The organism is Bradyrhizobium sp. SK17 (assembly GCF_002831585.1).
Classification (GTDB): domain Bacteria; phylum Pseudomonadota; class Alphaproteobacteria; order Rhizobiales; family Xanthobacteraceae; genus Bradyrhizobium.
Genome location: NZ_CP025113.1, coordinates 865,847 through 886,989, shown reverse-complemented (window position 1 = coordinate 886,989; position 21,143 = coordinate 865,847). Strand labels below are relative to the sequence as shown.

The 21,143-nt window shown below is 65.1% G+C and carries 15 protein-coding genes, 1 pseudogene and 1 riboswitch; of the genes and pseudogenes, 12 read left to right on the top strand and 4 right to left on the bottom strand.

What is annotated here, in order from left to right; translation table 11 throughout:
* Positions 1 to 125: 125 nt before the first annotated feature.
* The 4 genes from CWS35_RS04105 (at position 126) to CWS35_RS04090 (ending at position 4,348) form a co-directional block, all read left to right on the top strand.
* The gene (locus tag CWS35_RS04105) at positions 126 to 1,238 is read left to right on the top strand and encodes an NADH:flavin oxidoreductase/NADH oxidase (RefSeq protein ID WP_100950922.1); all 1,113 of its coding nucleotides are present in this window, start codon (positions 126 to 128) and stop codon (positions 1,236 to 1,238) included.
* A gap of 130 nt (positions 1,239 to 1,368) precedes the next feature.
* Positions 1,369 to 1,476, top strand: a riboswitch (SAM-I-IV-variant riboswitch).
* A gap of 39 nt (positions 1,477 to 1,515) precedes the next feature.
* Positions 1,516 to 2,439 (top strand): homoserine O-succinyltransferase, encoded by a 924-nt coding sequence (gene metA / locus CWS35_RS04100; RefSeq protein WP_100950920.1) that lies wholly within the window; start codon positions 1,516 to 1,518, stop codon positions 2,437 to 2,439.
* Between the two features lie 136 nt (positions 2,440 to 2,575).
* A complete protein-coding gene (locus CWS35_RS04095) occupies positions 2,576 to 3,676 on the top strand; it encodes an LLM class flavin-dependent oxidoreductase (RefSeq protein WP_024582004.1) in 1,101 nt (366 codons plus the stop codon).
* 252 nt (positions 3,677 to 3,928) lie between these two features.
* On the top strand, positions 3,929 to 4,348 hold the full coding sequence (locus CWS35_RS04090) for a hypothetical protein (RefSeq protein WP_100950918.1): 420 nt from the start codon (positions 3,929 to 3,931) through the stop codon (positions 4,346 to 4,348).
* 6 nt (positions 4,349 to 4,354) lie between these two features.
* Here CWS35_RS04090 and CWS35_RS04085 read toward each other — a convergent pair whose 3' ends face one another.
* Positions 4,355 to 4,969 carry a TetR/AcrR family transcriptional regulator gene (locus CWS35_RS04085; RefSeq protein ID WP_210202766.1) on the bottom strand — a complete coding sequence of 205 codons (615 nt, stop codon included), beginning with the start codon at positions 4,967 to 4,969 and terminating at the stop codon, positions 4,355 to 4,357.
* Between the two features lie 52 nt (positions 4,970 to 5,021).
* Between CWS35_RS04085 and CWS35_RS04080 the strand changes: the two genes are divergently transcribed.
* From CWS35_RS04080 to CWS35_RS04065, 4 genes are all read left to right on the top strand, one after another.
* Positions 5,022 to 5,279, top strand: coding sequence for a hypothetical protein (locus tag CWS35_RS04080; RefSeq protein WP_024582007.1), 258 nt, complete (start codon positions 5,022 to 5,024; stop codon positions 5,277 to 5,279).
* Between the two features lie 285 nt (positions 5,280 to 5,564).
* Positions 5,565 to 9,011, top strand: coding sequence for an acyl-[ACP]--phospholipid O-acyltransferase (locus tag CWS35_RS04075; protein WP_100950916.1), 3,447 nt, complete (start codon positions 5,565 to 5,567; stop codon positions 9,009 to 9,011).
* Positions 9,012 to 9,086: 75 nt separating this feature from the next.
* The gene (locus CWS35_RS04070) at positions 9,087 to 10,871 is read left to right on the top strand and encodes an NAD(P)-binding domain-containing protein (protein ID WP_100956013.1); all 1,785 of its coding nucleotides are present in this window, start codon (positions 9,087 to 9,089) and stop codon (positions 10,869 to 10,871) included.
* A gap of 14 nt (positions 10,872 to 10,885) precedes the next feature.
* Positions 10,886 to 11,848, top strand: coding sequence for an alpha/beta hydrolase (locus tag CWS35_RS04065; protein WP_100950914.1), 963 nt, complete (start codon positions 10,886 to 10,888; stop codon positions 11,846 to 11,848).
* A 184-nt stretch (positions 11,849 to 12,032) separates the two neighbouring features.
* On the opposite strand, the gene CWS35_RS04060 is transcribed toward CWS35_RS04065, so the two are convergent.
* The 3 genes from CWS35_RS04060 to rpmB form a co-directional block, all read right to left on the bottom strand.
* On the bottom strand, positions 12,033 to 13,238 hold the full coding sequence (locus CWS35_RS04060; protein ID WP_024582011.1) for an ABC transporter substrate-binding protein: 1,206 nt from the start codon (positions 13,236 to 13,238) through the stop codon (positions 12,033 to 12,035).
* 273 nt (positions 13,239 to 13,511) lie between these two features.
* The gene (locus tag CWS35_RS04055; protein ID WP_100950912.1) at positions 13,512 to 13,736 is read right to left on the bottom strand and encodes a hypothetical protein; all 225 of its coding nucleotides are present in this window, start codon (positions 13,734 to 13,736) and stop codon (positions 13,512 to 13,514) included.
* Between the two features lie 858 nt (positions 13,737 to 14,594).
* Entirely contained in the window at positions 14,595 to 14,903 is a 309-nt protein-coding gene (gene rpmB, locus CWS35_RS04050) for a 50S ribosomal protein L28 (protein WP_100950909.1), read from the bottom strand.
* Positions 14,904 to 15,280: 377 nt separating this feature from the next.
* Between rpmB and CWS35_RS04045 the strand changes: the two are divergent.
* The 4 genes and pseudogenes from CWS35_RS04045 (at position 15,281) to fdxA (ending at position 21,082) form a co-directional block, all read left to right on the top strand.
* Positions 15,281 to 16,089 (top strand): annotated as a pseudogene (locus tag CWS35_RS04045) (DUF3108 domain-containing protein).
* A gap of 672 nt (positions 16,090 to 16,761) precedes the next feature.
* Positions 16,762 to 20,301, top strand: a complete 3,540-nt coding sequence (locus tag CWS35_RS04040; protein WP_100950907.1) for a helicase-related protein — start codon at positions 16,762 to 16,764, stop codon at positions 20,299 to 20,301.
* Between the two features lie 20 nt (positions 20,302 to 20,321).
* On the top strand, positions 20,322 to 20,606 hold the full coding sequence (locus CWS35_RS04035) for an RNA-binding S4 domain-containing protein (protein WP_100950905.1): 285 nt from the start codon (positions 20,322 to 20,324) through the stop codon (positions 20,604 to 20,606).
* A 137-nt stretch (positions 20,607 to 20,743) separates the two neighbouring features.
* A complete protein-coding gene (gene fdxA, locus CWS35_RS04030) occupies positions 20,744 to 21,082 on the top strand; it encodes a ferredoxin FdxA (protein ID WP_016844914.1) in 339 nt (112 codons plus the stop codon).
* The last annotated feature ends 61 nt before the right edge of the window (positions 21,083 to 21,143 follow it).

The window sequence follows — 21,143 nt, the reverse complement described above, 5'->3', positions numbered from 1 at the left end:
GCGGGCAACGGCGTCAGAGCATTGCTGCTCTGCGTCCCGGCCTCTCCGCGGCTCCTGCCTGTTGGTGATCGACCGGGCGGCCCCTATGTTAACGGCGCCTTTCCCCCGATCCCGGATATCCCCGCATGAGCACCCTGTTCTCTCCGATCGAACTGCGCGGCCTCAAGCTCTCCAATCGCATCATGGTTTCGCCGATGTGCCAGTATTCGGCCGACGACGGTTCGGCCAATGACTGGCACTTCACCCACATCAACACGCTGGCGCTGTCGGGAGCTGCGATGTTCTGCATCGAGGCCACCCATGTCGAGGATATCGGGCGGATCACGCCGGGCTGCCTCGGCCTTTACAGCGATGCCAACGAGGCGGCGCTGAAGCCGATCCTGGCCTCGGTGCGCAAGCATTCGAAGGCTGCGGTCGCGATGCAGCTCGCTCATGCCGGCCGCAAGGCCTCCAGCCAGCGTCCCTGGGAGGGCGGACAGTTGATCCCGATCGCCGAAGGCGGCTGGCAGACGGTGGCGCCATCCGCCGTCCCGCATAAGGACGGCGAGGCCGCGCCGGTGGCGCTCGATGATACCGGCCTGAAGCGCATCCGCGAAGCATTCGTCGCTGCCGCGAAGCGCGCTGACCGGCTCGGCATCGACGCGCTCGAACTGCACGGCGCGCACGGCTATCTGCTGCACCAGTTCCTGTCGCCTCTCGCCAACAAGCGCACCGACCAGTATGGCGGCTCGCTCGAGAACCGGATGCGCTTTCCGCTGGAAGTGTTCGACGCCGTGCGTGCTGCATTTCCGGATCGCAAGCCGGTCGGCGTCCGGGTCTCGGCGACCGACTGGGTCGAGGGCGGCTGGGACGTCGCGCAGACCATCGAATTCACCAAAGAGCTGAAGAAGCGCGGCGTCGACTGGATGGACGTCTCGTCGGGCGGCGTCTCGCCGTTGCAGAAGATCCAGCTCGGGCCGGGCTACCAGGTGCCGGCGGCGCAGGCGGTGAAGGAGGCGACCGGCGTCACCACGATGGCGGTCGGCCTGATCACCGAAGCCAAGCAGGCCGAGGAGATCGTCGTGTCAGGCAAGGCCGACATGGTGGCGCTCGCCCGCGGCATGCTCTACGACCCGCGCTGGGGCTGGCACGCCGCCGCCGAACTCGGCGGCGAGGTCTCGGCACCGCCGCAATACTGGCGCTCGCAGCCGTCGACGCAGAAGGCGCTGTTCGGCAAGATCACCTTCGGTGCGCGGTAAGGCTGCATCGGTCGCGAAGCCCGCTTCGCCATGAGGCTTTCGTCGATGCGAGGAGCGATGCCGGCATCGCTCCTCGCATCGGTTTGGAGGCGGAATAATTGCATCGCGGCATACCCGCGTGCTAGCGTTCCACTCGCATCAAGAGTTGGGGCGACGCCCAACGCCAACCTGCCAATCCGGGCAAGGTGGCACTCCCTCCCGGGAGGATGTGGCCGAGCCGGCAACCAAGCGGACCCGAGCCACCAGCGTCGTTCCTCAGGCAAAGGAATGCCGCGTCATGCCGATCAAGATCCCCGACGATCTCCCCGCCCGTGAAACGCTGGAAGCAGAAGGCGTCGCGGTCATGCGCGAGGCCGACGCGATACGGCAGGACATCCGCCCGTTGCGGATCGGGCTGCTCAATCTCATGCCGAACAAGATCAGCACCGAAACGCAGATCGCTCGTCTGCTGGGCGCAACCCCGCTCCAGATCGAGCTGACGCTGGTACGGATCTCCGATCATGTGGCGCGTCACACGTCGGCCGACCATCTGGCGGCGTTCTATCGGCCATGGAGCGACGTCAGCACCGAGCGCTTCGACGGCTTCATCATCACAGGCGCTCCGGTCGAGCGCCTGCCGTTCGAAGAGGTCCGCTACTGGCCCGAGTTGCGGATGATCTTCGAGTGGACGCAAACCCACGTCCACAGCTGCTTGACCATCTGCTGGGCCGCTCAGGCGGCCCTCCATCACTTCCATGCGGTGCCGAAGCACGAGCTTGCCCGCAAGGCCTTCGGAATTTTCCAACATCGCAACCTGGCCCCGGCGTCGCCGTACATGAGAGGATTTTCGGACAGATTCGACGTCCCGGTCTCGCGCTGGACGGAGGTCAGGACCTCCGACATTTCGCAAAGCCGCGGCCTGCATGTCCTCGCCGCCAGCGAGGAGGCCGGTCCTTGCCTCGTGAGCGATCCGCGGCGCCGTTCGTTGCATATCTTCAATCATTTCGAGTACGAGACCGACACGCTCGCGGATGAGTATGCGCGCGACGGCAACGCTCAGCTGCCTGCCAATTATTTCCCGGGCGATGATCCCTCGCGACGCTCAGAGAACGTCTGGCGCAGTCACGCCCACCTTCTGTTCGGCAACTGGATCAACGAAATCTACCAAACCGCGCCGTTCGATTCCGCCGCGATCGGCCGCGCCTCGCCGGTGATGTCCTAGCGCGTTACCGATCACGGAGTCGTCGTCGCTCGCTGCGGATCATGGAGCGACAAAGCCATTGTCCTGCCGCGGCCTGGGCAGGTACTCTCGGAGCGCGTGCGCAAGACACGCATCAACAATGCGAGAGAGGAAACCCATGGAACTCGGATACTTCGCGATGCCGTCGCATCCGCCGGAGTGCGGATTGAAAGAGGGCCACGACTGGGACCTGCAAGTGCTGCGCTGGCTCGATGAACTCGGCTATCAGGAAGCCTGGATCGGCGAGCACCACACCGCGCCCTGGGAGCCGCACCCGTCGCCCGATCTCTTGGTGGCGCAGGCGCTTTTGCAGACCAAGAATCTGCGCATCGGGCCGGGCGGCTTCCTGCTGCCGTATCACCACCCCGCCGAACTCGCCAACCGCGTCGCGATGCTCGACCACATCTCGAACGGCCGCCTGAATTTTGGCGTTGCGGCATCAGGCCTGCCGAGCGACTGGGCGATGTTCAATGTCGACGGCATGTCCGGGCAAAACCGCGACATGACCCGCGAGGCGCTCGAGATCATCCTGAAGATGTGGACCGAGCCGGGACCCTGGACGCACAAGGGCAAGTTCTGGACGGTCACCAAGCCGGACACGATGTTCGACTTCCTCAAGCCGCACATCAAGCCTCAGCAAGCGCCGCATCCGCCGATCGGCGTCGCCGGCCTGTCGAAGAACTCGGATACCTTGAAGCTCGCCGGCGAGCGCGGCTTCATCCCGATGAGCCTCAACCTGAACCCGGCCTATGTCGGCAGCCACTGGGATTCGGTAGAAGCGGGCGCCGCCAAGACCGGTCGCAAGCCGAGCCGCAAGGACTGGCGGATGGTACGCGAAGTGTTCGTCGCCGACACCGACGCGGAGGCCTGGAAGCTCTCGACCGGCGACATGATGGGCCGGATGATGAGCGAATATTTCCTGCCGCTGCTCGGTCACTTCGGCTTCAAGGATTATCTGAAAGCCTCGCCCGACGTGCCCGACAGCGACGTCACGGTCGAATATTGTGCACGGAACAACTGGATCGTCGGCTCTCCGGCAACCGTCACCGAGAAGATCGAGAAGATCTATCACGAGGTCGGCGGCTTCGGCGTGCTGCTGGTGTTCGGCTTCGACTACAAGCACAAGCCCGAGGCCTGGCACAATTCGCTGCGGTTGCTCAAGCAGGAGGTGCTGCCGCGACTGAAGCATCTCGATGCATCGGTTGGCCGCGCGGCCTAGCTTTTGACGGTGAGAAAGAACACGGGGCAGCGGCGAGGCTGCCCCGTTGTCATGTGAGGTCGGACAATCGACGTCATGCGCAGGCGGAATGCGCCGCATGCGTTGATCCGATCCCCCTGTGGATCGGTGTAACTGGTTGCAGTAACCGCAGAGTGTGGCGCCGGTCGCAGTCATGTGAGTGGGGAGCACTATCGCGATGCAACGAAAAGGCCTAGCCTGAACGACGGCGCAATTCGTTGATGAGGCAGAGCAATGCGCAGCCGCGTCAGAAAATTTGCCCATGTGCTGGAGCGCTTCGGGCTTGCCCTGGCGGGAGCCGCGAGCGGCCTGTTCGTCGCCATCCATGTCGGCTCGAGCGTCTCGGCGCTGACGTCGCAGGCGTTCCTGCTCATCATGATGCTGGGCGGCGCGATCGGATTCTATCTCGGCATCGATACACCGCCGAAGCTGTTTCACCCGAAGGACTCGGCCTCTACGCGCAAGATCGACGCGGCGGAGTTGCTCAGCGCGGTCGGCACCTTCCTCGCCACGCTGGTGGCGTTCTTCTCGGTCGGCGTGATCGTGCTGCGCAGCGAGCCGGACATCGCCTGGACCGCGGCGATCATGACAGGCTGGGTGCTTGGCGTCGCCATGCAGATCGTCGCCGGCACGATCGCGCGCACCCGGGCCTGATTGGACTCAGCCGGCGATGCCCAATCCGGCGAGATGCGTGTCGACGAATTGCGTGAGCCGCTCGCGTAGCCGGTCCGGCGGCACCGCGACCATGCGTTCCTCGAGGCCGAGCGAGATGATGCCGTGGACCGCGGAGAACATCATGCGCGACAGCAGCGCGATATCGTCCGGATCGCGATCGGGCAACAGCCGCACCAGCGGTGCGTGCATCAGCGCGAACGCGTCCATCACCATCGCGAGGATATCTTCCGGAAACGGCCGGTCGTTCTCCATCCGATGCTCGAACAGCGAGCGCAGCAGATTGGCGTGCTCGGTGGCGAAGCCGAGATAGGCATCGGCGAGCCCGTGCAACTGGCGCAGGGGATCGTCGGCGGGAACCGCCTTGAGCCGGGCGGTCAGGGCCTGAACGGTCTCCCGGTTCACGGTCAAAATCAGGCCGTCGAAGTCGCCGAATTCATTGTAGACGCTGCCGATCGAGCAGCCGGCAGCCTCGGCAACATCACGAACCTTCAATGATCTCAATCCTTTAGTGGTGATGTACCGGCGCGCGATCTCGATCAGCAGAGCTCGCCGCTGAAGTTTTCTCCGGTCCCGTCGCGATTCTTCTTGAACAATGTTCATTTTCGTATTACTAATTTGAGCGTTGCTCAAGTTGGCATAGGAGGCCACTCACATGCAGACCCTAGCACTTCAATTGACCACCACCTTTGTCGATGACGCGATCGAGTTCGTGAAGGGCTTCGGCCGCGTCATGTTCGATCTGGCGACTGCGCCGATCGAGCGGATCGCCCGCGCCTGCGACGTCGCCGGCGTGCTGGAGCAGCGGCGCGCGGATCGACACGCGCCGCGCCCGTCGGCTGCTGGCGGCGGCCGTTGCAAATCGCGCAACTGCCGTTGGTCGCCGTTCCGCGGCCTGAGTGAACTGACCTGAAGTGCGCAGTCCGCAATTGTCGCCGAAACCGCAACAAAGCACTCACTATGTCCCCGCGAACTGATGTCGAGATCAAACAACCCCAAGTCTGGATAAGGTCTCGTACATCTCTCGCGGGCAATGTCCCGTCGTTTCGGCGCTGCGGATGTGCGCCGGTTCGAACCGAACCATTGCGAAAAAGACTAAAAGCTGCGGCATCTCCGTCATTGTCACCCCGCCCATCCATCTCTGCCACGCGAACTCCCTGACTGCTGGCGCCGTGCGCGCTAACCCAAGGAACCGGTCATGATCAAGGAATTGATGACGTCCCGCCGCTTCGCGCCGCTGTTCTGGTCGCAGTTCTGTTCGGCATTGAACGACAACGTGCTGAAGAATGCGCTGGTCATCATGCTGCTCTATAGCGTGGCGACCGAGCAGGGGCCGGCGCTGGTGCAACTCGCCGGCGCGGTGTTCATTGTTCCGTTCTTCGTGTTGTCTGCGCTCGGCGGCGAACTCGCCGACCGCTACGTCAAATCCATCGTGGCGCGGCGCCTGAAATTCTTCGAGATCTTTGCCGCGGCCTTTGCCGCCGCCGGTTTCTTCATGCACTCGATCCCGCTGCTGTACGTCGCATTGGCGCTGTTCGGCGTCGTGGCTGCGCTGTTCGGCCCGGTGAAGTATGCGATGCTGCCCGACCAGCTCTCGGTTTCGGAGCTCGCGACCGGCAACGCGCTGGTCGAGGGCGCGACCTTCATGGCGATCCTGATCGGCACCATCGCGGGCGGCCTGTTCGTCGCCGGCGCCAGCCACATGGGCTGGATCTGCACCGCTGTGGTCGGTCTGTCGGTGCTGTCCTGGGCGTTCGCCTCGCGCATCCCGGTGACGCAGCCCTCCGCGCCTGAGCTTGCCATTACCAAGAACCCGTGGACTTCGACGGTGCGGCTGCTGAAGTCGCTCTATGCCGAACAGCGGCTGTGGGACGGCATGGTGATCGTGTCCTGGTTCTGGATGGTCGGCGCGATCGTGCTGTCGCTGCTGCCCGCGCTGATCAAGGAGGGCGTCGGCGGCACCGAGGGCGTGGTCACGCTGTGCCTCGCCGTGTTCGCGATCGGCATCGCCGCCGGCTCGCTGTTCGCCGCGCAGCTGAGCCATGTTCGGCCGAACCTCGCGCTGGTGCCGATCGGCGCCATCGTGATGGGCCTGGTCGGCCTCGACCTCGCACTTGCGATCGCCACCACCTCGCTCGGCAAGGACGTCACGGCGGCTGCGTTCGCGACCTCGTTTGGCGGCTTCCGCATGCTGGCCGACTTCTTCCTGTTTGCCTTCGGCGGCGGCCTGTTCGTGGTGCCGTCGTTCGCTGCGGTGCAGGCCTGGACCGCGCCGTCCGAGCGCGCCCGCATCATCGCCGCCGGCAACATCTTGCAGGCCGGCTTCATGGTCGCCGGTGCGGTGTTCGTCGGCGCGCTGCAAGCCATCGGTCTTCCGATCGCCTGGATCTTCTTCGGCCTCGCCATTGCGAGCTTCGGCACGGTCTGGTTCGTGCTGAGCAAATGGGGCAAGGAAGGCGTCCGCGATTTCGGCGCGTTGCTGTTCCGCGCGCTGTTCCGGGTCGAGGTCCGCGGCATGGAGAACCTGCCGCCCGAGGGCACGCGGATGCTGATCGCGCCCAACCATGTCAGCCTGGTCGACGGTCCGCTGCTGCACGCCACGCTGCCGATCGACGCGAGCTACGCGGTCGATACCGGAATCTCCAAGGCGTGGTGGGCCAAGCCGTTCCTGAAGATGATCAAGCACTACACGATGGATCCGTCCAAGCCGCTGGCCGCGCGCGACCTGATCAAGCTGGTCGCGGCCGGTGAGCCGGTGGTGATCTTCCCGGAAGGCCGCATCACGCTCTCCGGCTCGCTGATGAAGGTCTATGACGGCACCGCGATGATCGCCGACAAGGCCGATGCCGTCGTTGTTCCGGTCCGCATCGAGGGCGCGCAGCGCTCGCATCTGAGCTATCTCAAGGATGGCCAGATCAAGCGCTCCTGGTTCCCCAAGGTGACGATCTCGATCCTGCCGCCGGTGAAGCTGCCGATTGACCAGGCGCTGCGTGGCAAGGCGCGCCGCAACGCCGCCGGCGCCGCGCTCCAGGACGTCATGATCGACGCCATGGTGCAGAATGCGATGCTCGACCAGACCCTGTTCGAGGGCCTCGGCCATGCCTATCGCGACCGCGACACCGGCAAGCCGATCATCGAGGACGCGCTCGGCACCAAGCTGACCTATCGCAAGCTGATCCTCGGCGCACAGGTGCTGAGCCGCAAGTTGGAGCAAGGCACTGCGGTGGGCGACAATGTCGGCGTGCTGTTGCCGAATTCGGCCGGCGTCGCCGTCGTGTTCTTCGCGTTGCAGACCATCGGCCGGGTGCCGGCGATGCTCAACTTCTCGGCCGGTCCGGTCAATGTGCTGGCCGCGATGAAGGCGGCGCAGGTCAAGACCGTGCTGACCTCCAAGGCCTTCATCGAGAAGGGCAAGCTCGAAAAGCTGATCGCCGCGATCGCCGGCCAGGCGCGCGTGGTCTATCTCGAGGATGTCAGGGAGGGCATCAGCCTCGCTGACAAGATCGCGGGCTTCCCCGCCGGCATCGCGCCGCGTGTCGCGCGCAAGGCCAGCGATCCCGCGGTCATCCTGTTCACCTCGGGTTCGGAAGGCACGCCGAAGGGTGTCGTGCTATCCCACCGCAACATCCTCGCCAACGCGGCGCAGGCGCTGGCGCGGGTCGATGCCAATGCCGACGACAAGGTGTTCAACGTCCTGCCGGTGTTCCACTCGTTCGGTTTGACCGGCGGCATGATGATGCCGCTCCTCGGCGGCATCCCGATCTTCATGTATCCGTCGCCGCTGCACTACCGGATCGTGCCCGAGCTGATCTACCAGACCGGCGCCACCATCCTGTTCGGTACCGACACCTTCCTCACCGGCTATGCCCGCTCGGCGCATGCCTATGACTTCCGCACCCTGCGGCTCGTCATCGCCGGCGCCGAAGCGGTGAAGGAGCGCACGCGGCAGGTCTATATGGAGCGCTATGGCATCCGCATCCTCGAAGGCTACGGCGTCACCGAGACCGCGCCGGTGCTCGCGATGAACACGCCGATGGCCAACCGCCAGGGCACTGTCGGTCGCATCTCGCCGCTGATGCAATATCGCCTCGATCCGGTCCCCGGCATCGAGGAAGGCGGCCGCCTTTCGGTGAGGGGCCCGAACGTGATGCTCGGCTATCTCCGCGCCGAGAATCCCGGCGTGCTGGAGCCGCTGCCCGAAGGTTGGCACGACACCGGCGACATCGTCACGATCGATGCGCAGGGCTTCATCGCGATCAAGGGCCGCGCCAAGCGCTTCGCCAAGATCGCCGGCGAGATGGTCTCGCTGTCGGCGGTCGAGACCATGGCGACCACGTTGTGGCCGCAGGCGATCTCGGTTGCGGTCACGCTGCCCGATCAGCGCAAGGGCGAACGCATCGTGCTGCTCACGACGCAGAAGGATGCCGACCGATCAGCGATGCAGCGCCAGGCCAAGAGCGTCGGCGCCTCCGAGCTCGCGGTACCTGCCGACATCCGCGTCGTCGACAAGGTGCCGCTGCTCGGCACCGGCAAGACCGACTATGTCGGCGCGACGGCGCTCGCCAAGGAACTCGCGGCTGCGCCGGTTGTGCAGGCCGAGGAACAGCCGGCCGAGCCGGAGCCGCTCGCGCAACATGTCGCATGAGTGTTGGCATGATGGTTGTGCTTTTCGGGCGCATGTTGTCAGATGGACGGCAACTGCTCCCGAGAAAGCACGATCATGCTGGACAGACTGAACCCGGCTACCGAAGACAGGCCTGAATTCGTCGCCGAACGATGGATTGCCGCGCTCGATGCGGCGCTCGCCGACCGTTCTCGTGAAACCGTCGCCGGGCTGTTCGCGCCCGAGAGTCACTGGCGCAACATCTTCGGCATCTCCTGGCATTTCGCGACCTTCAGCGGGCAACAGAGCGTCGTTTCCGAGCTGCTCGCGCGCGCTGCGGCGGTCAACGCGCGCGGCTTTCGTCTCGACGACCGTGCCTTGATACCGCGGCGCGCGGTGGTGGCCGGACGTGAGGTGATCGAAGCCGTCTTCGCCTTCGAGACGTCGAACGGCCCCGGCACCGGCGCGCTCCGCCTGCTTCCCGGGGCCAATGGAAATTCCGCGGCGTGGACCTTCTCCTCCATGCTCGACTTCGACCGCATCTGTGATGCTCGCGCCGGGCAGGCCGCCGAACAATCTCACGCGCGCGATTTCGCCGCACCCGACTGGCTCGAGCAGCGGCAGGCCTCGCGCGCCTATGCGGACCGAGAGCCCGATGTCCTCATTGTCGGCGGCGGGCACGCCGGCATCGCGGCCGCGGTCGAGTGCAAGCGGATCGGGCTCGACGCCTTGATCGTCGATCGCGAGCGCCGCATCGGCGACAATTGGCGGCTGCGCTATCGCGGCCTCAAGCTGCACAACAAGACGCCCGTCAATCTGTTCCGCTACCTGCCGTTCCCGCTGAGCTTTCCGGACTACATTCCGAAGGATAAGATCGCGAACTGGCTGGAAAGCTATGTCGACATCATGGAGCTCGACTTCTGGACCGAGACCTCGTTCGAAGCCGCGCGTTATGACGAGGCGACACAACGCTGGACGGTAACGCTGCAACGGGGCGACGGTCCGCGCACGCTGCATCCGAAGCACATCGTGCTGGCGACCAGTGTCAGCGGCACGCCGAACATCCCGACCATCCCCGGCATCGAGCGCTTCGACGGCAAGGTGCTGCATTCCAGCCAGTTCGCCGCCGGGCGCGAATGGGCCGGGCGTTCGGTGGTCGTGTTCGGCACCGGCACCAGCGCACATGACATCTGCCAGGAGCTGCACGCCGCCGGCGCCGACGTCACCATGGTCCAGCGCAGCCCGACCATGGTGGTCAATGTCGAGCCGGCGCAGCTCTACGACAAGACCTATCTCGGCGACGGCCCGCCGATCGAGGTGCGCGACATTCTCAATTCCGGCGTGCCGCTGCCGGTGATGAAGATCGCGCACAAGATCATCACCGACGAGGTGAAGCGGCTCGATGTACCCCTGCTGTCGCGGCTGGAGCGCGCCGGCTTCCGGCTCGAATTCGGCGAGGACGGCACTGGCTGGCCCTTGAAATTCCGCTCTCGTGGCGGCGGCTATTATTTCAACGTCGGCTGCTCCGAGCTGATCGCCGACGGCAAGATCCGCCTGGTCCAGGCCGCCGACATTGCCGGCTTCACCGCAGACGGCCTTGCGCTCAACGACGGCACGTTGCTCGCCGCCGAGCTGCTGGTGCTCGCCACCGGCTACAAGGGTCCCGACCATCTGGTCGGAAAACTGTTCGGCGACGATGTCGCCGCGCGCGTCGGCCGGGTCTGGGGCTTCGACGAGGCGACGCAGGAGCTGCGCAACATGTGGACGCGTACCGGCCAGCCCGGCCTCTGGTTCACCGGCGGCGCGTTCTCGCAGGCCCGCATCTTCAGCCGCTTCATCGCGCTGCAGATCGCAGCGATCGAGGCCGGCACGCTTCCGAAATCATCCAACTGCAAGCACTGATCTGAAGGATACCCATGCCGCTCCCGCTCGATGCCATCATCGCCAACATCATTCCGCTGCTGCCGCTGCGCGATCCCACCACCATGACGCCGCAGAGCGCGCGCGATTCGCTGCGTGCCTTGGCCGATGCCCGCGCCGCGGTGCCGCCGCCGCCGGTCGATGTTGCCAGCAATATCGAGGTGCAGGGCGCCGGCGGCAAGCTCGCCGCGCGGCTCTATCGCAACGGCCGCGGCACGGCGCCGACCGTGATCTTCTTCCACGGCGGCGGCTGGGTCGCCGGCGATCTCGAGACCCATGACCGCCAGGCCCGTAACCTCGCGATCGAGACCGGCGCAGTGGTGATCTCGGTCGATTACCGCCGTCCGCCGGAGACGCGCTTTCCCGGCGCGTTCGAGGATGCCTTCGCCGCGGTCCGCGACGTGGTGGCGCGGATCACGGAATTCGGCGGCGATCTCTCCCGCGTCGGCGTCGCCGGCGATTCCGCGGGCGGCAATCTCGCCGCGACCTCGGCGCTGGCCTGCCGCGATGCCGGCATCGCGCTTGCCGGGCAGCTTCTCGTCTATCCCGTCACCGACGTGGTCGGCAGTTTCGCCGATCCGGCGGAGAACGCGAAATTCCCGTCGCGCGCGGAGAATGCCGAGGGCTATTTCCTGTCCCGCGCGGTGATGGAATGGTTCTGCGGACATTATCTCGCAAACTCCGCGCAAGGCACCGACTGGCGCGTCTCGCCGCTGCGTGCGTCGAGCCTCAAGGGGACCGCGCCGGCGGTCGTCACCACCGCCTGGTTCGACCCGCTGCGCGACGAGGGCCATGCCTATGCCAGGGCGTTGCAGGCGGCCGGCGTGCCGGTGACCTATCACACCGGCGAGGGCCTGATTCACGGCTATTTCGGTCTCGGCGACGCCTCGGAGGCCGCACGCGCCGAAGCGCAGCGCGCGCGGGCGGACTTTCGGCTGTTGTTGGAGAAGGGGGTGTAGCCACGCTGTCGTCCCGGCGAAGGCCGGGACCCATAATCACCGCAGCCCGTTGTTCGAGCGGGCTGTGGCCCCAGCATCCCACCCAATTGTCATTCGGGGTAATGGGTCCCGGCCTGCGCCGGGACGACGATGGGGATGGTTCAGCGTCCCATCACCCCTCAGTCATTCTCTTCTCACTCGCCCCTCAATCGTTCCCGATGGTGTCGCCGAACAGCTGCCAGGTCTCGCCGTTGAACTTCTGCAGCCGCATCGCCTCCACCGGGAAGTAATCGGTCGGCGAGGTCTTCACCTTGATGCCGGGCAGGAACATCGGCAGCGCGATGTCGAGATTGGCGGCCTGCTTCATGATGTTCTCATGGGTGAGGTCGTCGCCGCATTGCTTGAGCACCTGCACCGTCGCCTCCGCCACCACATAGCCGTAGACGATCAGCTGGTCCTGCAAATTGCCGTCCGGAAAATACTTCGTCATGAACTCCTTCCAGGCGATGACGTCTTTATCGTCCTTCCACTGCGGATCGTTCGGATCCTTCAGCGAGTAGGACGAGATGATGTCCTTGGAATACTCGAAGCCGGCCGGCTTCAGCACCGAGGACACCGAGGTCGAGGTCGCGGCGAGGAAGAACATGTCGGGCTTCCAGCCGATCTCGCCGATCTTCTTGATCGCCTGCGCCGCCTGCTTGGGGATCGCGTGCATGAACAGCACGTTGGCGCCGGAGGCCTTCAGCTTCACGATCTGGCTGTCGACCGTGGGATCGGTCGATTCATAGGTCGTCTCCGCCACCACCATCTTCGCGGTGTTCTCAGGCCCCAGCCCCTTCTTGAAGCCGTTGCCGTAATCCTTGCCGGCATCGTCGTTCTGGTAGAACAGCGCGATCTTGGCGTCCGGCTTGTTGGTCAGCACGTATTTGGCATAGACCGCGGTCTCGGCCTGGTACGACGGCTGGAAGCCGATCGACCACGGATAATGCTGATAGTCGCCCCACAGCGTGGCGCCGGCGCCGACGAACAGCTGCGGCACTTTCTTGTCGTTGAGATATTTGCGCACCGCAAGCCCGGTCGGCGTGCCCAGCGGATTGAGGATCGCGGCGACCTCCTCCTGCTCCACCAGCTTGCGGGTCTGCTCCACCGTCTTCGGCGGCGAATAGCCGTCGTCGAGCGTGATCAGATTGATCTTGCGGCCGTTCACGCCGCCCTGGTCGTTGATCATCTTGAAGTAGGCGGCCTGGGTCTTCGCGATCACGCTGTAGGCCGATGCCGCGCCGGAGAATGGCGAGGTCTGTCCGAGCTTGATCTCGGTGTCGCTGGCGCCGGTGCCGTATTTCTTCTCGGCGGCATGCGCCTGTGTCGCGAGCGCAAGCGCTGCCAGTGCCGTGATGGCCTTCCAGATCATCGTGAGCCTCCCTGTGCGTTTTTTGTTGTTCGCGGACGCGAGCTTACGCAGGTCGGGGGAGGCAGGCTTGCGGCGAGACGCCGGGGCAGGGATGCGAAAATGCGGCGGGAGGTAATTAGGGGCGGGATAAAACCACCCTCGTCGTCCCGGCGAAAGCCGGGACCCATTACCCCGGCTGTTTGTTTGGTGCGGCGCTAGGGCAACATTCCGCTTAGCGGCAAATATCTGTGGTCATGGGTCCCGGCTTTCGCCGGGACGGCGACGTTGGAAAGATCAGCGATAACGCACGCTGCCGGTCGTCACCGGATCGGTCGGCAGCACGGTGGCGCCGGCGCGGCTGGCGGCGGCGGAGGTGATCATGCCGGGCTCGCCCGTTCGCACGGTCTTGGGCGGGCTGAATTCGAGGACGACGAGCGCGGCCGTCGCGAGCACCGCCACGGCGGCGGTTGCGATCGCTGGCACCAGTCTTCCGCGCGGATCGAGTGCGCGAACTTGCATTGATCAATTCCTTTATCGGGGTCGTTCTCTGGACGTGATGTAAGAACGGCCTGGCTTGTTCCCAAGAGTGCGGCGCACATGCCTCACAATCAGTTGTGCTGGCCGTGATGTCCTTCACGGTTCTTGCATTCGCGCAGATCTTCCATTCGCGTAGGTCTCGCCGCGCCGAATCGCAATCGTGTCGGACGGCTTGTTTGCACACCAGGAGTTGGAAGAGATCGTGGCGTTCTACATGCGCCTCATGCGCTCGTGATGAAACGAATGAGTTTGTGATTAACGAGCCCGTGATCCGCCTTCGCCGAGGCCACGGCGCGACAAGAGGCCCCGCTTTGCCTTAATTTATAGGGTTTCTGAACTGGCCAGGCCGCGTGCGTTAAGCGTTTCTTCACGCCCGCCCAGCGCATCAGAACAGATTCGTGGAGACGCGAGCGATGACACCGTTATCACTGGCGGCAGCTGTCAGTGGACGTGCCGCAGCCTTTCGCGGACGCCGTCATGACCCAACGGGTCGCGCGAATGCGCTCCGGATCACAGGCTTCGCGACGATGCAATCCGTCTCCGCGTGTCCATCGTGATGGATAGTCTTGCTTCGCATGCAATCCCGCAAAGAAGAATCCACTCGCCATTCGCCCGCGCTCGCGCGCGCATGAATTGCGGATCGACCGGAGCAACGATCATGGACGCATGAACCTTATGCATCATCTCACGCCGGAGATTCTGAGGAAGTTACGTGGAGTCAGCGCTACCGATTGAGTATCGGTCGAAGTTTTCTTGACTGCCCAAACAAAAACGGCCGGGTCATCGACCCGGCCGTTTCAAAACTCTCTTCGCGAATTCCGCTCTCGCGTCTCGCCGCGCTCAGCTCGCCTTCTTCACCGGGGCCTGCTTGCCGACCTTCTTCTCGATCGCGCGCTTCAGGTCGAGGGCGCGGGGCGAGAGCACGTCGGCCTTGGCCTTGAGCAGGTAGGCATCGAGGCCGCCATTGTGGTCGACGCTCTTCAGCGCGTTGGTCGAGACGCGCAGGCGCACGTTGCGGCCGAGCGCATCCGAGATGAAGGTCACGTTGGCCAGGTTCGGCAGGAAGCGCCGCTTGGTCTTGATGTTGGAGTGGCTCACCTTGTGGCCCGTCTGGGGGCCCTTGGCCGTCAGTTCGCAGCGCCGGGACATCTTACAAAATCCTTATTGCATCCCCGCCTCTTGGCCAGGCGTGCAATCGCACGGCCCGCGCGGGGGTTTTGAATTCGCGTCCATTTTCCAGGAACCGCGGGTGTATACGAGCAGATCACCCGAGCGTCAAGATTATATCGCCGCATGGCGCTACCGGGGAATGCCGGTTCATAAGCCGTTGCAGCCACTTAACGCCGGATATGGCAACCATATAAAGGGCGTATTCGGTTGCAAGTCTTGGTTCCATACGAGATGCGCACGTTGTCCGGCCGAATGGGCTCACGACGAAACGGACGACGAACAGAGCGCCGATAGCAGGACCGTCAGGTACGTAAGTGACCACCACGATTGCCCTTTTGCCTCCGCTCGGCCGGCTGATCGGCCTGTGCGCCAGCGCCTTGCTGCTGTTTTGCGCCGAGCGCGCCAGCGCCCAGGGGCGGCTCGACGCCCAGTATGAGGCGACCCTGGCCGGAATTCCGGTCGGCAAGGGAACCTGGACCGTCGAGGTCGGCGACGACAGCTTCTCGGCCACCGCCCAGGGCGGCACCGCCGGGCTCTTGAAGGCGTTTTCCGGCGGCAGCGGCTCGGGTGCCTCGCAGGGCCGCATCGTCAATGGCGCGCTGGTTGCCAGTTCCTACACGGCGACCACCACCACCTCGAAGAAATCGGAGACGATCCGGATGGTGCTCGCCAATGGCGGCATCAAGGAATCCACCATCGAGCCGGAGCCCCGGTCGATGCCGACCGCCTGCCGGTGACCGACGCGCAGAAGAAGAACGCGTTCGACCCGATGACCGGCTCGCTGCTGCGCGCGCCCGGCAACGCCGAACTGATGAGCCCGGATGTCTGCCGCACCGGCGCCGGCGTGTTCGACGGCCGCATGCGCTACGACCTCAAGCTCGATTTCAAGCGGGTCGAGATCGTCAAGGCCGAGCGCGGCTATCACGGCCCGGCGCTGGTCTGCGCGCTCTATTTCGTGCCGGTCTCGGGCTACATCCCGGACCGACCCGTGATCAAATACCTCGCCGCCCAGCGCAACATCGAGATCGCCTTCGTGCCGATCGCCGGCACCCGCCTCCTGGTGCCGTTCCGCATGACGATCCCGACCCCGCTCGGCCAGGCCATGCTGGAAGCGACCTCGTTCGTGACCACAGCCGCGCCGCCGCGCGTGGCGAAGACGCAGTAGGGATTTTCGCCCGCGGCCGCGCTGCCCGACCGTCACCCTGAGGAGGCCGCGCAGCGGCCGTCTCGAAGGGCGACGCCACCGGCGGAGGCCGTGCATCCTTCGAGACGCGCTTCGCGCTCCTCAGGATGACGGGTTGGGCAGGGGCGAGGCTCAAGCCTCATGCAACAAACGTCATGGAATCCGGTTGACTCTTGCCCGCTTCTGATTCGACTCGGGTACCTCTGGAATTTAAGGAATTCAGTCCGCATATCCTGTGCTTGTGGAGCCCTCTCAAACTTGATCTAGTGCCGCCGCCGTCAGCTCACCCGAGATGTTGCGGTGAACGTTTCGAGCCTGGAATGGAGTCAGCGATTCGGCCGCGATTCGTTCCGGACTCGTTCCGAAGCTTAAGAGCGACACGGAAAGCGTCGCATTGTGAGACAGATTTTGCGAAACACTCTGCCGGTGCGAAACACGCTGCCAAACCGTCACCCTGAGAGGATGTGAAGCTTTGTCCTCATCCACCGTTGTCGTCGCCCGGCTTGACCGGGGCGACCCAGTACGCCGCGGCCTATCGGCTCAAGCACGACCGTCTCTGGAATACTGGATCACCCGCATGCGCGGGTGATGACACCGAGCAAGCCAATGACGGATTGAGCGTTTCGCCAACAGTTCAAGAAACACCTGCAAAATATGGTTTTCTCAACTTCGTTCGGAAATGACCGCGTGCCCGGGGCTGGTGTCACCGCGGTGCTGGGGCCGACCAACACCGGCAAGACGCATCTGGCGATCGAGCGCATGCTGGCGCATTCGTCGGGGCTGATCGGGCTGCCGCTGCGGCTCCTGGCACGCGAGGTCTACAACAAGATCGCGGACCGTGCCGGCGTCGACAATGTCGCGCTGGTCACCGGCGAGGAGAAGATCAAGCCGAAGGCGCCGCGCTTCTGGGTCTCGACTGTCGAGGCGATGCCGCGCGATCTCGACGTGTCGTTCCTCGCCGTCGACGAGATCCAGATCGCCGCGGATCTGGAGCGCGGGCATGTCTTCACCGATCGCATCCTGAACCGCCGCGGCCGCGACGAGACGCTGCTGCTGGGGGCTGCGACGATGCGTCCGATCATCGAGCGGCTGCTGCCTGGCGCATCGATCATCACGCGACCCAGATTGTCGCAGCTCGAATTCGCCGGCGACCGCAAGATCACGCGGCAGCCGCGACGAACTGCGATCGTGGCGTTCTCCGCCGATGAAGTCTACGCGATCGCCGAATTGATCCGCCGCCAGCATGGCGGCGCAGCCGTGGTGCTGGGCTCGCTCAGCCCACGCACGCGCAACGCGCAGGTCGCGATGTTCCAGAACGGCGATGTCGACTATCTCGTCGCCACCGACGCGGTCGGCATGGGGCTCAATCTCGACGTCGATCACGTCGCCTTCGCTTCCGATCGCAAGTATGACGGCTATCAGTTCCGCCGCCTGACCCCGGCCGAATTCGCCCAGATCGCGGGCCGCGCCGGCCGCGCCACGCGCAACGGCACCTTCGGTACCACCGGCCGCTGCGCGCCGTTCGAGCCCGAGCTCGTCAATGCGTTGCAGAACCACACTTTCGACAGCGTGAAAATGCTGCAATGGCGCAACGCCAAGCTGGATTTCTCCTCGCTCGGTGCGTTGCAGGTGTCGCTGGCGCTGTCGCCCAATCATGAGGCACTGACGCGGGCCCCGGTCGCCGAGGATATGCGCGTGCTCGAGCATGTCGCACGCGACGCCGAGGTGCGCGAATGGGCGCATGGGCCCAAGGCCGTGGAGCGGCTGTGGGAGGCCTGCCAGGTTCCTGATTACCGAAAGCTGTCGCCGGCCGCCCATGCCGAACTCGTGACCACGCTGTACGGCTTCCTGATGCAAAAGGGGCGTATCCCTGACGCATGGTTTGCCGCCCAGGTCGACCAGGCCAACCGGACCGACGGCGATATCGACACGCTATCGGGCCGGATCGCGCAGATCCGGACCTGGACCTTTGTTGCCAACCGGCCGGACTGGCTCTACGACCCGGACCATTGGCAGGGCATCACGCGCGACCTCGAAAATAAATTATCCGATGCGCTGCATGAACGGCTCACGGAGCGTTTCGTTGACAGGCGGACCAGTGTATTGATGCGCCGCCTGCGGGAGAACTCAGTTTTGAATACGGAAATTGGCAAGACCGGTGAAGTGATCGTGGAAGGCCACGTGATCGGCCGGCTCGATGGTTTCACCTTCGCACCCGATGCGGCCGAGGCCGGCAGCGACGCCAAGGCGCTGCAAGCCGCCGCCCAGCAGGTGCTGGCGCGCGAGATCGATGCACGCGCCGAGAAGCTGGGTGCGGCCCCCGACGAACAGTTCGTGCTGACCTCCGACGGCACCATCCGCTGGACCGGCGACGCGGTCGCCAAGCTGGTCGCGGCCGACGACGCGCTGCATCCGCGGCTGCGCATCATCTCCGACGAGCGGCTGACCGGGGCCTCGCGCGAGGCGGTTCAGACCAGGCTCGATCTCTGGCTCAAGACCCATGTCGAGAAGCTGCTCGGGCCGCTGTTCGAGCTGTCCAAGGCCGAGGATCTCCAGGGCATCGCCCGCGGCATCGCCTTCCAGTTGGTCGAGGCGCTCGGCGTGCTGGAGCGCACCAGGATCGCGGCCGAGATGAAGGATCTCGACCAGCCGTCGCGCGCGGCGCTGCGCAAATACGGCGTGCGGTTCGGCGCCTACCACATCTATTTCCCGCAGCTTCTGAAGCCAGCGGCACGCTCGCTGGCCTCGCTGTTGTGGGCCGAGAAGCAGAGCAATGTCGACATGGCGGCGCTATCCAATGTGCAGCATCTCGCCTCCAGCGGCCGCACCTCATTCCCGGTCGACAAGGCCCTGCCGCGCGATGGCTATCGCGTGCTCGGCTATCGCCAGTGCGGCGAGCGCGCGGTGCGCGTCGACATCCTGGAGCGGCTTGCCGACCTGATCCGCCCGGCGCTGGCCTGGCGCGAGACCTCGCCGGGCGAGAAGCCCGCCGGTGCATTCGACGGCCGCGGCTTTGTCGTGACCCAGGCGATGACCTCGCTGACCGGCTCCGCCGGTGAGGATTTCGCCTCGATCCTGCGCGCGCTCGGCTACCGCATGGACCGCCGTCCGCCGCTGCCGCCGAAGCCTGTCGAGGCTGCCCCGGCTGAGGCCACCGAGACCGTGACCACCGAGACGCCGGCCGCCGAGGCGTCCGTCGAGGCAGGCTCCGATGCCACTGTCGATGCGCCAGCTGAGGCCGCTGCCGAGGTCACGGCCGATGCGCCGGAGGCTGTGACCGATCAGGTCGTGTCCGGCGATCCCGCGCCGTCGGCCGCGCTGCTGCCCGATGTCGGCTTCGCCGAGGTCGTCTCCAGCGAGGCGACGCCGGTCGTGATCGAGACCAAGGTGGAGGCCGCCGCGGAGCCCGCTGCTGTTGCCGAACAGCCGGTTGCCGAGGCGTCCGCTGCCGAGGCCGCGCCTGCGGTGGAAGAGCCCGCCCCTGCGGTGGAGGCGGTCGCGGAGACGCCGGCCGAGGCCACTGCTGAGGCTCCTGCTGAGACCGCGGGTACCGAGGCGGCGACCACTGAGGCCGCTGCTGCGCCGGCGGAGACGCCGGCCGAGCCGCAACTGGTCGAGGTCTGGCGTCCCGGCGGCCGCTCAGACGAGCGCCGTCCGCATCACCATCGCGGCCAGGATCGCAACCGCGGCCGTCACCAGGGCAAGCCGGGTGAGGGCGCGCAAGCGGCCGAAGGCGGGGCCGAAGGGGAAGCCAAGCGCGAGCAGCATCGCCGTCCGCGCCGTCACCAGGATTTCCGTGCGCCGCGTCCCGGTGCGCCGGCCGATCCGTCTGCGGCGCCCGCCGACGGCGCGCAGGCCCGCGACAACCGCCAGGATCATCGTGACGATAAGGGCCAGCGTCGCGAGCGCTTCGAGGGCCAGCGCTCTGAAGGCAAAGGCCGCGATCGCGACAACAATGAGCGTCGCCGCGACAACAAGTTCGGTGGTGGCGATCGCAAGGGCGAGCGCGGGGATCGCGATCGCGGCGGCCGCGACTTCGGCAAGGGCGGCGGTCGCGACAAGCGCGACGGCGGTCCTTCGCATCGGCCCTACGCCTCGAGCGCGCCGCGCGAGCGCGACCGTCCGATCGATCCGAATTCGCCATTCGCCAAGCTCGCGGCGCTGAAAGAGCAGCTCGCAGGGCGCAAGGAATAGTCCAACCCCTGGTCTGACTTTTGGATCGACAGCGCCTCGACAAATGGTTGTGGCACGCGCGGGTGGTGAAGGCCCGCACCAGCGCGGCTGAGCTCGTCGCGTCAGGTCATGTCCGCATCAACGGCACGCGCGAGAAATCGCCGGGCCATGCGGTGAAGGCCGGCGACGTCGTCACCATAGCGCTCGACAACAGTGTCCGCGTGCTGAAGGTGATCGGCTTCGCCGAACGGCGTGGCGACGCGACCGCGGCGCGCGTGCTGTATGAGGATGTGCAGGCCGGCAATTTGCAAGCCGGTAAGGAGTAGTTATCTAGCGCTTGCTATCTGAATTTGGGGTGGCAGGGGCGTGAGAATACTGGCGTTTTTCAGAGCCAGCTTCCCTTGCGGCCCCGGTATTCCTGCGCTACGCAACCCCAGAAAAATCGATCGTCCCGGAGTTTTGGATGACCTACGTCGTCACTGAAGCCTGCATCAAGTGCAAATATACCGACTGCGTCGAGGTCTGCCCCGTCGATTGCTTCTACGAGGGCGAGAACATGCTGGTCATCCATCCCGACGAATGCATCGATTGCGGCGTGTGCGAGCCTGAATGCCCGGCCGACGCGATCAAGCCGGACACCGAGCCGGGGCTGGAAAAGTGGCTCGAGGTCAACCGCGACTACGCCAAGAGCTGGCCGAACATCACCCAGAAGAAGGACTCGCCCGAAGACGCCAAGGAGTGGGAAGGCAAGGAAGGCAAGTTCGAGAAATATTTTTCTCCGAATCCGGGCAGTGGCGACTGATTCGTCACGATCGACCGAGATCAGCCTGAGACTACCCCGATAAGGACGGGCTTTGGCCCGC